The sequence below is a fragment of the Alkalihalophilus sp. As8PL genome (assembly GCF_040939795.1).
GTDB lineage: Bacteria > Bacillota > Bacilli > Bacillales > Bacillaceae_D > Alkalihalophilus > Alkalihalophilus lindianensis.
In genome coordinates this window covers 2,231,936-2,244,482 of the sequence record NZ_CP162551.1, presented here as the reverse complement: position 1 = coordinate 2,244,482, position 12,547 = coordinate 2,231,936, and the positions used below count along the sequence as shown (strand labels likewise).

Sequence of the window (12,547 nt, the reverse complement as noted above, 5' to 3'; positions counted from 1 at the left end):
ATGCGTTAGGGTTTCCCCTATGAGGCATTTAACCCCTCCTCACACCATGCCAGTGACAATTCAAGTCTAAGGCTGTCACACAACCCACAGCATAGCCGAGTGCCTCCATCGATATAGGCAAGGAGACATCGCCTGTAAGTCATTTAAAAGATTCCTAATAATTTTTTACGTTTAATTTGTTCAGGTGGCTCAACCAAGACATGCTTGTTCTCTACAATTAATTGCGCATTCTCTTGAAAGTGGAGTGCCTTCTCTTCTCCATGCGTTTGGGCAATTACTGCATATGATTCTCTCAGTCTAAATGGACGAGAATCGGTATTGTGAGCATCGGATGCCACAAAATGTGTGAGATTTGCTTCGATTAATTGATTGGAAAACTGTTTGATCTTCTTACCAAAATGTCCTGTAAGGCTTGAGGACGTCACTTGTGTGAGGACTCCATTTTGAACAAAGTCATAGAGCTTGTCTGGATCTTCTAGTAATTTACTGTTTCGTTCCGGGTGAACAATAATAGGCATGTATCCTTGAATTTGTAATTGGTAGAATAATTGGGCTGCGTATCGTGGTACATGGTTAGAAGGAAATTCAATAAACAGATACATCTCGTGATCAGCTAGCGTGATCGTCGTTCCATTCGCTAAGTCTTCCACTACTTCTCCGTATAACCTAACTTCTTGGCCTGGGAGAATTTTAAGATCTAGGTTCTCTTGCTTTAGTCGTTTGTTCAGTTCCATTACTCCCTCACGCACAAGCGATGCTTCATTTGAATACGTCGGATGCTTATGATGCGGCGTTGCAACAATTTGTGTAATACCTTCTTCTACTGCAAGTTTCGCCATTTCAATACTTTCATCTATTGTTTTGGGGCCATCATCCAATCCCGGTAATATGTGACAGTGGAGATCAATCATTTTACTCTCCTTTTCAGCCTACTAGCCTTACTAATAGGTCTTTTTTATCTATTTTCTATCATTATCTGACATTAGAGTAAAATAAAAAACAACATTTGTTACTTATTAGTAAATGCTGCTTTTTATTGTAAATACTTGTCTAATAGTAGCATAGTTTATTTGAAAGAAAAAGTAGTTTTTCCCTATTGATCTATTCGTAATAATAGAAATAATTATCTCCTGGCTTTACTTCTTTCTTATTTAGAACAACACCTAATAGTTTCGCTTTTGCTTGGGATAATAGATCTTTAGCTTTAAGTGCCATTTGACGATCTGTCTTTCCGCTACATACAACAAGAACCGTGCCATCACATTTATTCGCTAGTAATTGTGAATCCGTTACAGCCATCACTGGAGGTGTATCAATAATAATCACTTCGTAGTGTTCTTTTGTTTTTTCAAGCAATAGCTCCATTCCTTTTGAGTTTAATAGCTCAGCAGGATTCGGAGGAATCGGTCCACAAGTTAAGATCTCTAAATTTTCAATCTTCGTTTGACTGACCGCTTCTTCTAGTGACACTTGACGAGTTAAAACATTCGTTAAGCCTTTCGTGTTCAGCACACCGAATGTGTAATGAGCAGTTGGCTTTCTCATATCGGCATCAATGAAAAGGACACGGTTGCCGTTTTGCGCCATCACGACTGCTAGATTAGCAGATGTAGTAGACTTTCCTTCACCCGGGCTTGTAGAGGTCACCACAATCGTTCGGATCGGTTCATCAACAGCAGCAAACTCAATATTTGTACGGATCGTTCGATATTGTTCTGAAACAGGAGACTTTCTGTTCGTATGTGTAATCAAGCCTCGTTTGTTGTTTTCTTTCACTTGCTTATTTGGTCGTGCCACAGTTGTCACTCCTTAGCTTGATTTCTTCAAATCACGTTTAATTTCTTTATTCATATCAGGAATCGCACCAAGGATCGGTAATTCTAATAGCGATTCAATATCTTCTTCACTCTTAATCGTTGTATCTAAGAATTCTAATAAGAAAGCAATCCCTACAGCCGTCATTAACCCTACTACAAACGCAATCGCCATATTTAATGTAGGATTTGGTTTGATTGGTGACGGACTATCCGATACTTGAGCTGAGGATAGAATACTAACATTATCAACGCTCATAATTTCAACAATTTCCCGTTGGAACACAGTCGCAATCGTGTTAGCAATCTGAGCTGCTACTTCCGGACGTTCATGTTCTACTCGAATATTCATCACTTGCGAGTTATTTTCACTTGATACAGATATTTTATTATTTAAATCACTAAAGCTCTCAGTAAGGTTCGCTTCTGCAATGACCTTATCAAGGATGGTTGGACTTTTGATAATAACAGTATAGGTATTGATTAGTTCAACATTCGTTCGAATATCATTTTGAGAAAACGATTGATCTTGCTGTGTTTGGTTCACTAGAATTTGAGTCGAGCTTTGGTAAATTGGAGTCAGGACTAAATAACTAACAAGACCTGCGAGAACAACGGCAATAACCGGTACTAATATAAGAAGCATTAAGCGTCTGCGCAAGGTATTATAAATATCTTTTAAACTTATTGTTTCTTCCATTCTTCGTAGAAACCCCCTAAAATCAGTTAAAATGCAACATAAGAGATTATATCACAATTTGTCAAAGATTTACGGTTTTTTTCGAAAACTAACGGAATTTTTACAATTAGTTTACTCATATTAAAAGTTTCTACCAATTTAAAAGTTCTAATTGCCTATTACTAGATAGGAGATTATAATGACCTTAAGTCATTTACCAATAGATGTTATTTTTCAATAGAAAGCGAGCGTATATTAATGAAGAAATCGTTAAAAATTATCGGTATTATTTTAGGGATTTTATTTCTTTCTGTGGTTGGTTACGGAGCATATCTATACTTCTCCGTCACGAGTACAGCCAACGAAATTCATGAGCCTTTAGAACGAGATTCAGACAAGTCAGATAAACGAACAGAAAAAGTGAACGTAGACAATCAAGACCCACTGTCGATTCTGATTGCCGGTGTCGATTCTACTGGAGAAGCGCATTCAGGGCGCTCTGATACAATTATTGTTTTAACAGTGAACCCTCGTGAAGAATCGATTAAGATGCTGAGCATTCCTCGAGATACACGTACTGAATTAATCGGACGCGGCACGACCGAGAAAATTAACCACGCTTACGCATGGGGCGGAATTAAGATGACGGTGGATACCGTAGAGAATTTCTTAGATGTACCGATTGATCATTATGTTAGTGTGAATATGGAAGGTTTTACTTCGATTGTTGATGCTTTAGGTGGCGTAACGGTAAACAATGACTTTGCTTTCTCTCAAAGTGGTTATCAATTTAACGAAGGTGAGAATGTCTTAGACGGTGATCAAGCACTTGCTTACTCACGAATGAGAAAAGCTGATTCTCGTGGTGACTTCGGTCGTAATGACCGTCAGCGTGAAATTGTGGAAGCAGTCATTCAAGAAGCTGCTCAAATTTCTTCCATTACAAGAGCAGGTGATATGTTAGACGCTGTTGGAAAATCAGTCCGTACAGACCTATCGTTAAATGATATGTGGAGTGTGCAATCCAACTATAAGGAAGCGCGCCATTCTATCGAGCAGTTAGCACTTACTGGACCGAGCCAGCGTATTGATGGATTGAGTTATGTTATTATCTCAGACGAGGATCGTTTAGCGGCTTCGAATGAGTTGCGTGAGCATTTGGAGTTAGACGGTGAGGCTACGGCTTCGGCGGAATAATAGATTGAGAGGAACCTTGCCAGGAGGCAAGGTTCTTTTTTTGAGTTTAATAATAGGTGGGAGGTGGTACAAGATTAATAGGCCCTTTCTCACTCCAACCTAAAAAAGCTTGTCCACTAGTTTCCTAGTAAACAAGCCTTTATGTATCATTTTAGTGAAGGCGCTTTGCACCTAAGTAACGCGGTGCCCAGTAGCTGTTGCTCATGCTTGTGATGGTTACACCTGTTGAAGACCCAGCATGGATGAATTGATTGTTCCCAATATAGATCCCGTTATGAGATGGGCCTGGTTGATACGTTTCAAAGAAGACAAGATCTCCAACGCTAGGTTGCGAGACTGTTCTTCCAGCATTCCATTGCTGTGCAGCTGTACGAGGTACAGAGACGCCTTGCTCTCTGAATACCGTTTGGATAAAGCCACTACAGTCGAACCCTCTAGCTGTTGTGCCACCCCATAAATACGGTGTTCCTATGTATTTTGAAGCATTCGCCATAATGTTCGTTACAAATGCCCCTGTGTTTCCACTTACATTTGTGTTGTTATTGCCTGTATTTTGAGTTGGTGGCGTGCTAAGTGATGGGTTCTTTAACACTTCATCAATTTTGCTAAGTGTTCTGGGTCCAGCTACCCCATCCGCTGTTAAATTGTGAGCGACTTGGAACGTACGGACTGCTTGTGCCGTTACGCTCGCAAAGTTCCCTGTTGAGTTTCCGTTGAAGAAACCGAGTGAACGTAGGTTATCTTGAAGCTGCGTCACGCTGTTTCCTTTAGACCCTTCTCTTAGAAGTGAGCTGTTTGTGCTTTGTTCTGGGCTCGGTGCAGGGGCTGCATTCGAGTTATTAGAACTGTTAGAGCCGCTTGAGCTTGTGTTATTGCCACTTGTTCCTAATGCGGCGAATGTTTGCGGACCGGCGATACCGTCCACTTTTAAGTTGTTCGCTGCTTGGAACTTGCGGACTGCTTCTTCTGTAATCGCACCGTAAATATTCGTAACAGAATGGCTGTAGTAGCCTTTATCCTTTAGCGCTTGCTGCAGGTTCCCCACTTGGCTGTTGTTAGCCCCACGGCGAAGAATCGCTGATGACGCGGGCGGAGCAGATGGAGCTGGTGTGCTTGGTGCAGCTTGTCCACTGTTGCCTTTTAGCGCAGCAAACGTTTGACGACCTGCAATGCCGTCTACTGTTAAATTGTTCGCTCTTTGGAAATCACGAACCGCTTGTTCTGTGACCGTTCCGTAATACCCTGTTGCTCGCTCGTATGTAAAAAATCCTTTTTCTTTCAGTGCGTTCTGCAACTCTGTTACATCACTATGCGTCATTCCAAGACGAAGTGTTTGATCTCCTAATGCTGCATCGGCAATTTGTGGGCCAGCTAGAAAGAATCCTGCTGCGATTGTTGATGACACTACTACTTTTCTCATACCTTCGAATTCCCCCTATGGTTTATCAATCATTTCAATTACCCTTTTATCAGACTATCGAAACATATTATTGGATATAATTAACGCTTGATTTTATCTCTACTTTAACTATCGGTTTCTTTTCTACTATATTCTATCAAATTCCTCTATGATTCTCTCTATTGTTACACAAATGTAATATTAGCGTGCTTATCTGCCTTTTTCCACCTAAATAATTCCATATTCCGTAGGATAGAAAGAGGCTGTTCCGTTTAATTATTAATGATAAGATCAAACAAACAAGCGATAAAACCTCATTTAAAATATGAAATTGGTTAATAACAGGATTTGTCAAAAAGTCATGAGAAATAAAGGGGAAGATAGGGATGGCAGAATTAGTCGATTGGAAAAAAAGTGCTTTTGGGCATAAATTTATAGCTTCTTTTAGCGGAGGAAAAGATAGTGTCTTAGCTCTATATAAAGCAGCTAAGGTTGGAGAAGCGGTTGGACTGATCGTCATGCTAGAGGAAGAAGGAAAACGTTCTAGATCCCACGGGATGCCTCCAGAACTCATACATGCTCAAGGTAAATCAATAGGGTTACCAATATATACTGCCGCTGCAGGTTGGACAGATTATGAAAAAGTATTTATACAACTCTTAGAACAAGCTAAAAATAAAGGGGCAGAAGTGTTAGTAACTGGCGACTTAGATATGCCTGCTCATTGCTGTTGGCATGAAAAGGTTACGAATAAGGCTGGATTAAAGCTTGGGATGCCTTTATGGGAAATGAATCACCGTGAAGCGGTCGAAGAGTTCATTAATCTAGGATTTGTAACGATTATTGTAACTGTCAATTTATCATTGGGCATGCGAGAGGATGATTTAGGGCGAACGTTAACCCATGAATACGTGAAGGAGCTTGAAGCTCGTGGTATTGATCCATGCGGAGAAGGTGGGGAGTTCCATACCACAGTAATAGACGGGCCCATTTTTAAACATCCTATTCCAGTTCGTAAAGGTGAGATTATTAAGCACGGAGAATATGCTTTTTTGCCTTTGGAGCTAGATCAGCGGGAGTAGCAACAATCCCTATAAAATTAATAATGATTCCCATCACAATTAATGTGTACACTAAGATAGGGAATCTCCCTAAGTATGAAAGCAGAATACAAATTGGAGCGACGAGGAATATGGTTACAATCACCATCTTTTCTAAATGTCTAACTCTTAAACATTTTAATATGATAAGCACCTCCTTACTAAAAAGCATGAGCCTTTAATAGATTTTACTAGTATTATATTACCATAACTATTATACCAGTGTTATTTTTTTGTGAACATAGGTTATCTTGAAGCTGCAGATCCTTCTCTTAGAACAGAGCTATTTATGCTTTGATTTGGACTCGATGCAGGGGCTGCATTCGAGTTATCAGAGCCGTTTGAGCTTGTGTTATTGCCACTTGGAGAATGTTTGTGGGCCAGCTAGAAAGAGGGTGCTTAGTTTAGTAAACTAAGCACCCTCAACTTATATTGACATTCTCTTATTGTCCTTCTCCTCATTGACACTTTTCTTATACTTTCCTCTGCTCATTTGCACAAAATAGTAGAATCCGATGAGGAACCATCCACCGAAGATTGCCCATTCAGGTCCGATTAGAGCTGCCGGCATACCTGGTAAATAAATAATCAGGAAGCCGATGCTGAAAATCGTCGCAATCCAGCCAACAATTGGCGTTTTACCAGACTTGTACGGACGCTCCATTTCCGGTTCTCTTTTTCGAAGAAGAATGAAGGCAATCGCCACCATTAAGTAAGCAATAACGATCGCTGGGCCTCCACTGTTTACAAACCAAACGAGTGCCGGTCGACCGAGCAACGGACTAACAATCGCTAATGCCCCAATAAATAAAATCGCATTAGAAGGCGTCTTGTATTTTGGATGCAGTTTACCGAACCATTTTGGAAGCATGTCCGATTGTGCCATTGCAAAGATCACTCGACTTCCTCCAATGATAAAGGCATTCCAGCTCGTAAGGATTCCAGCGACACCACCGACAATCAACAATTTTCCAAAGATGGCTGAGCCAAAAAGAGCCGTCATCGCGTCTGCTGTGGCTAGCTGAGTGGTCGACAAGGCAGCACCATCTAGAGCTGAAGCTACACCGATTGCGATGAGTATGTAGAATACAATCGCGCACACAACTGAAAAGATTAATAATTTTCCGATATCTCGAGGTGGAACATTGGCTTCCTCTGCTGTTTGCGGAATGACGTCAAAGCCGATGAAGAGAAAGGGAACCATAATTAAAACAGCCATAATGCCAGTCGCACCATTGATGAAAAGAGGTTCAAAGTTCACGCTCTCTCCATTAAAGGCCGAGCCGAATATGAGCATTAAGCCCATTAAAATCACACTAGCCGTTAAGATAACTTGAATTTTTGCTGCTGGCTTTAAGCCAAAGTAGTTAATCGCCATCACAAAGACCGAACCACCTACTCCAACTAGCACCCATGAGGCGTAGACATCCCAGCCGGCAATCGTCCACATGTACCCTACTTGGTAATTAGGAAACAGGTATTCGATGACAGTTGGCAAGGCAACGGCTTCGAAGGCGACGACCGATACATACCCTAATGTGATCGCCCATGAAGCGATAAACGCTGCTTTATGTCCCATCGCCCGATGAACATAGACATGTTCCCCGCCGACTTTCGGCATAGCCGAGGCAAGCTCAGCATATGTAAGACCCACAAATGTAACTAACAGGCCACCAATAATAAACGCCAACACTGTTCCTAATGAGCCGGCAGAAGTGAGCCAAGCTTCAGATAAGACGACCCACCCCCAACCAAGCATCGCACCAACAGAAAGAACAAACACATCAAGACGAGATAATACTTTTTTTAGTTCTGGTTTTTGATTTTGCAAAGAAACACGACCTTTCTACTTTTCATTTTCTCTCCATGTTCTCTCTATCTCTACTGATGATTAGTGTCTCTCTATTTAGCCGAGGGGGTTCTCGTTTTTGTATCCCCGTTAATTACGATTAAAAATAACCAGCTTCTTCTCCGTCATTTCTTCGATTGCATACTTGATTCCTTCGCGACCTACTCCACTTTCTTTGACCCCACCGTAAGGCATATGGTCAACGCGGAAGGTTGGAATATCATTGATTAATACGCCACCTACATGAAGGTTTTCTGCAGCATCTAAGGCTGTATGAATATTCTCTGTGTAAATCCCAGCCTGCAAGCCATAATCAGAATCATTGACCGCTTCGATCGCCTTGTCGACATTTTCCACTTTGTTAATGAGGACGATCGGTGCGAACACTTCTTGGCATGATACTTTTTGAGCTAGGTCGACATCTAGTAGGACCGTTGGGATTAACACATTACCTTCCGCTGTGCCACCTACCGCTATTTTGGCACCGTGCGCTTCTGCCTCTTTAATCCAGCTTAGTGTGCGGTCGACATCTTTCGGGCTTATGAGCGCCGAAACATCTGTCGTCTCTTCTAGTGGACTACCGATTCTTAATTGCTTTGTTTTCTCTACAAATTTCTCTACAAAAGCCTCATAGACTTCCTCTACGACGAAGATTCGTTGCAACGAGATACACACTTGACCCTGAAATGAAAAGGCACCCGTCACACATCTTGAAATGATCTTATCAAGATCGACCCCTTTATCAATAATAACAGCCGCATTTGATCCAAGCTCTAGTGTGACACGTTTCAAGCCAGCTTTATTGCGAATACCGATCCCGACTGCCGGGCTCCCCGTAAACGAAATCTTGCTGACTCGGTCGTCTTTCACAACCTTTTCACCAATGACAGAGCCACTGCCTGTTACGACATTAAGAGCTCCAGCGGGTAAGCCTGCCTCGTAAAATAACTCAGCGATAAAAAAGGCGGATAATGGGGTTTGGTTCGCCGGCTTCAAAACAACGGTATTACCTGCTGCAATTGCCGGTCCTACTTTATGTGCCACTAGATTCATCGGGAAGTTGAATGGCGTAATCGCTCCAATGACACCGATCGGTTCAGAGACGGTATAAGCGACTCTGCCCTCTCCACCAGGTGCCGCATCAAGGGGAATTGTTTCCCCGTGAATGCGTTTCGCTTCTTCTGCAGCGAATTTATACGTTTGCACCGTACGATCCACTTCACCCTTAGCGATTGTAATCGGTTTTGCCGCTTCTAGAGCTATGATTTTTGCGGCTTCATCAGCTCTTTCCTGTAGCAATGAAGCGACCTTTTCTAAGATCAGCGCGCGCTTATAGCTTGGCATCTTTGCCATCGTCTCTCTTGCCTCGTATGCAGCTTCTAGCGCAAGGTCGACTTCACTTTCATCTGCTGAAGCAATTTGCGCAATCTCTTCTCTGCTGTAAGGGGCGAAAAGAGGCGTGTAGTTTTTTGCTTCCACCTTCTTGCCATTAATGAATAGATCTTTCTTCATGCCTTCATCTCCTTATGCTTTGATGTTTTTAGTAGCTGCGATCGTTGATAGTGTTTCAGAAAGAATTGTCATCATTTGCTCGATCTCTTCTTTATTGATCGTTAATGGCGGAGCAAAAACGAGCGTGTCCTGCCCATCAAAGACGACTGATCGAAGAACGAGTCCACGTTTTGCGGCTTCTGTTACAACAAGTGGCGCTAAAGGCGTTGAAAACCGCTCATTCGTTTGTTGATCTTTGACGATTTCAACCGCTCCCATTAAACCGAGCGCACGCACTTCGCCGATGAGGTTGGATTTGCTTTGTAGCTCTTTGAAACCAGCGAGCAATTCCTCACCCATCTCTTTTGCGTTGTCGATTAACTGTTCTCGTTCGATGATTTCAAGGTTTTTCAAGGCAACACGACAAGCGGTTGCGTGGCCACTGTACGTATAGCCGTGTAAGAGAGTCCCTGTTGAATGGTCTTTGAATGCTTGATGTACCTGATCGGAAATCATTACGCCACCAAGCTGCGCATAGCCACTCGTGACACCTTTAGCAAAGCACATCATATCTGGTACAACACCGTAATGTTCAATCCCAAAATACGTTCCAGTCCGTCCAAATCCTGTGATGACTTCATCTGTAATAAATAAAATGTCATATTGATCACAAATCGCTCGGACTTCTTTGAAATACGTCTCCGGTGCGATGTGCACCCCACCCGCTCCTTGAACTGGTTCTGCTACAAATGCCGCAATGCTTTCAGCGCCTTCTGTTTCAATGAATTCACGTAAAGCATCAGGTGAGAAATGATCGACGTAATGAAAGTCTGGAGCAAGCGAATTCGTAAAGTCGCGGAACGGCTTCAATCCGGTTGCACTTGTCGCCCCCATCGCCACGCCATGATACGACTTCGTTCTCGTCACAATCTTCTTCTTATCAGGTTGGCCTTTTAAAATCCAATAATGTCTCGCGAGTTTATAGGCGGTATCGTTTGATTCCGAACCGCCTGATGTGAAAAACGTTGCTGATAAATGACCAGGTGCCACTTCTGCTAGTTTGGCCGCCAAGCGAATCGCCGGCTCATTGCTATAGGTCGCAAAACAAGAGCTAAAAGCCAATGTCGACATTTGTTCCTTTGCCACCTCGCCCATTTCCTCGCGACCATGACCAATATTGACGTTCCATAAAGAAGACATACCATCAATAACTCTTCTGCCTTGGATATCTTCTAGAAAGACCCCTTCTCCTTTTGTAAAAATAAAACCGGGCCCATCCTGCTGTTGTTGTTGAACCGGTGACGTGGGATGAAGAAAGTGCTTTTTATCTAATTCCATTAACTCTTGGATTTCACGATTCATCTTGATCGCTCCCTCTTCGAAATGATTGTTTGCTAGTTTATAGTGCAAGACTTATGCCAATTTTTCCGTGTAGGTTTATCAAGGACTGCCGACTGTTTTGATCAACTTTTAAATCAAATCTTGTTGTTTTTGATTTAATTATTGATTATTCACTCAATTTAATCAATAATTAAATCAATAGAAGAAAGCGTTTTATTTGAGAAAGGGGGACTTCGAGTGGGAGAAGAATTGGAATTAATGCTAGCTAAAATTATTGAAACATCCAATAACAACATCACGATCACAGACGAGCATGGCATCATCGTTTACTCCAACCCTACTCATTGGACAATGTATGGACTCGAGGCTGATGCGTATATTGGTAAGTCTGTTTATGAGTTAGAAGAAAGCGGCGTTCTTTCCCCTTCGATTAATGCTCTGGTCTTAAAGGAGAAAAAAGAGGTTCAAATTCTCCAATACACCACTTCCGGAAAAGTCGTCATGTCGACGGGGTTTCCTATTTTCAATAAAGAAGAGCGTTTAGTGAGAGTCGTCAGTTATAGTCAGGATCAAACGGAAATTGTGAATCTGCAAAAACAGTACGAACAACTGCAATCGAAAATGGCCGGGTATCAAACGGAGGTGGAAGAGCTCCGTGAAAAAGAAGCGAATCACCATCCGATTTTATTTCGCAGTGCGACAATGCAGCATATTTTTACCACGATTCAACGAGTCGCCAAGACGGATGCCAGCATCTTATTTTTAGGAGAATCCGGAGTCGGTAAAAGCACCCTTGCTCGCTATATTCACGATCAAAGTGAACGGCATAAAGAGCCGTTTATCGAAGTGAACTGTAGTACGATTCCTGAGACGTTATTTGAATCGGAAATGTTCGGCTATGAACCAGGGTCCTTTACAGGGGCACATAAATCCGGAAAGCAAGGATTGATTGAACAAGCTGATCAAGGGACGTTATTTTTAGATGAGATTGGCGAATTGCCGCTGTCAATTCAAGTGAAATTACTGAAGGTGCTGCAGGAGAAAAAGATGATGAGGGTTGGGGGAAAGGAAGAGCGTCACGTTAATTTCAGGCTCATTACGGCCACGAATCAGCCTTTAAAGAAGATGGTAGACGCGGGGACATTTCGCTTCGATCTGTATTATCGCTTGAATGTGATTCCTATTCGCATCCCGCCTTTAGTGGAGAGACCGGACGATATCCCAATCCTCCTGCAGCATTACTTACAATTGATCAACGACAAATACAACGTAGAGAAAAAGCTCCACGCGACAACGTATGATTTATTGGTTCATTATGAGTGGCCTGGGAATGTGCGCGAGATGGAAAATTTACTGGAACGCCTCATCTTAACGATTGAGGACCCGGAAATTCGACCTGAACACCTGCCGATCGAGCTACAGAAAACTAGAACAGAAGCGGTAGAATATCCAATAAGCTTTGATGCGAATACAGAAGGAAAGAAAACGTTGAAGGAAACAGTAGAAGAAGTCGAGATCGAGATGATCGCTAGAGCGTACCAGCAATGCAAAACGACGTATGAAATGGCGGAACAGTTAGGGATCAGCCAACCATCTGTGATGTATAAAATGAAGAAATACAAAGATCGACTTGGCTTGAAAACGACATAAAAGCCTTCTTCTCGTTGACGAGAAGAA

At 42.2% G+C, this 12,547-nt stretch carries 10 protein-coding genes; 3 read left to right on the top strand and 7 right to left on the bottom strand.

Going from position 1 to position 12,547, the window contains the following annotated elements:
• Positions 1 to 143: 143 nt before the first annotated feature.
• From AB3N04_RS12870 to AB3N04_RS12860, 3 genes are all read right to left on the bottom strand, one after another.
• Positions 144 to 911, bottom strand: a complete 768-nt coding sequence (locus AB3N04_RS12870; RefSeq protein WP_368503148.1) for a tyrosine-protein phosphatase — start codon at positions 909 to 911, stop codon at positions 144 to 146.
• Positions 912 to 1,101: 190 nt separating this feature from the next.
• The gene (locus tag AB3N04_RS12865) at positions 1,102 to 1,797 is read right to left on the bottom strand and encodes a CpsD/CapB family tyrosine-protein kinase (protein ID WP_368503147.1); all 696 of its coding nucleotides are present in this window, start codon (positions 1,795 to 1,797) and stop codon (positions 1,102 to 1,104) included.
• Between the two features lie 12 nt (positions 1,798 to 1,809).
• A complete protein-coding gene (locus AB3N04_RS12860) occupies positions 1,810 to 2,514 on the bottom strand; it encodes a YveK family protein (protein WP_368503146.1) in 705 nt (234 codons plus the stop codon).
• A gap of 237 nt (positions 2,515 to 2,751) precedes the next feature.
• Between AB3N04_RS12860 and AB3N04_RS12855 the strand changes: the two genes are divergently transcribed.
• Complete coding sequence (locus tag AB3N04_RS12855; protein ID WP_368503145.1) at positions 2,752 to 3,690, top strand: LCP family protein; 939 nt, start codon at positions 2,752 to 2,754, stop codon at positions 3,688 to 3,690.
• A gap of 151 nt (positions 3,691 to 3,841) precedes the next feature.
• On the opposite strand, the gene AB3N04_RS12850 is transcribed toward AB3N04_RS12855, so the two are convergent.
• The gene (locus AB3N04_RS12850; protein ID WP_368503144.1) at positions 3,842 to 5,110 is read right to left on the bottom strand and encodes a peptidoglycan-binding protein; all 1,269 of its coding nucleotides are present in this window, start codon (positions 5,108 to 5,110) and stop codon (positions 3,842 to 3,844) included.
• A gap of 365 nt (positions 5,111 to 5,475) precedes the next feature.
• Here AB3N04_RS12850 and AB3N04_RS12845 point away from each other — a divergent pair, with 365 nt between their 5' ends.
• Positions 5,476 to 6,171 carry a diphthine--ammonia ligase gene (locus AB3N04_RS12845; protein WP_368503143.1) on the top strand — a complete coding sequence of 232 codons (696 nt, stop codon included), beginning with the start codon at positions 5,476 to 5,478 and terminating at the stop codon, positions 6,169 to 6,171.
• A 445-nt stretch (positions 6,172 to 6,616) separates the two neighbouring features.
• On the opposite strand, the gene AB3N04_RS12840 is transcribed toward AB3N04_RS12845, so the two are convergent.
• From AB3N04_RS12840 to AB3N04_RS12830, 3 genes are all read right to left on the bottom strand, one after another.
• Entirely contained in the window at positions 6,617 to 8,020 is a 1,404-nt protein-coding gene (locus AB3N04_RS12840; RefSeq protein WP_368503142.1) for an APC family permease, read from the bottom strand.
• A gap of 108 nt (positions 8,021 to 8,128) precedes the next feature.
• The gene (locus AB3N04_RS12835) at positions 8,129 to 9,550 is read right to left on the bottom strand and encodes an aldehyde dehydrogenase family protein (protein WP_368503141.1); all 1,422 of its coding nucleotides are present in this window, start codon (positions 9,548 to 9,550) and stop codon (positions 8,129 to 8,131) included.
• Positions 9,551 to 9,562: 12 nt separating this feature from the next.
• Positions 9,563 to 10,891: an aspartate aminotransferase family protein gene (locus AB3N04_RS12830; protein WP_368503140.1), complete on the bottom strand. Its 1,329-nt coding sequence runs from the start codon at positions 10,889 to 10,891 to the stop codon at positions 9,563 to 9,565.
• A 237-nt stretch (positions 10,892 to 11,128) separates the two neighbouring features.
• On the opposite strand from AB3N04_RS12830, the gene AB3N04_RS12825 reads away from it, so the two are divergent.
• Positions 11,129 to 12,520 (top strand): sigma-54 interaction domain-containing protein, encoded by a 1,392-nt coding sequence (locus AB3N04_RS12825; RefSeq protein WP_368506044.1) that lies wholly within the window; start codon positions 11,129 to 11,131, stop codon positions 12,518 to 12,520.
• Positions 12,521 to 12,547 lie beyond the last annotated feature (27 nt).

Excerpts from the sequence above, each read along its gene's own strand:
- AB3N04_RS12870 (WP_368503148.1), bottom strand. The coding sequence starts at position 911 with ATGATTGATCTCCACTGTCACATATTACCGGGATTGGATGATGGCCCC.
- AB3N04_RS12860 (WP_368503146.1), bottom strand. The coding sequence starts at position 2,514 with ATGGAAGAAACAATAAGTTTAAAAGATATTTATAATACCTTGCGCAGA.
- AB3N04_RS12855 (WP_368503145.1), top strand. The coding sequence starts at position 2,752 with ATGAAGAAATCGTTAAAAATTATCGGTATTATTTTAGGGATTTTATTT.
- AB3N04_RS12850 (WP_368503144.1), bottom strand. The coding sequence starts at position 5,110 with ATGAGAAAAGTAGTAGTGTCATCAACAATCGCAGCAGGATTCTTTCTA.
- AB3N04_RS12845 (WP_368503143.1), top strand. The coding sequence starts at position 5,476 with ATGGCAGAATTAGTCGATTGGAAAAAAAGTGCTTTTGGGCATAAATTT.
- AB3N04_RS12835 (WP_368503141.1), bottom strand. The coding sequence starts at position 9,550 with ATGAAGAAAGATCTATTCATTAATGGCAAGAAGGTGGAAGCAAAAAAC.
- AB3N04_RS12830 (WP_368503140.1), bottom strand. The coding sequence starts at position 10,891 with ATGAATCGTGAAATCCAAGAGTTAATGGAATTAGATAAAAAGCACTTT.
- AB3N04_RS12825 (WP_368506044.1), top strand. The coding sequence starts at position 11,129 with ATGCTAGCTAAAATTATTGAAACATCCAATAACAACATCACGATCACA.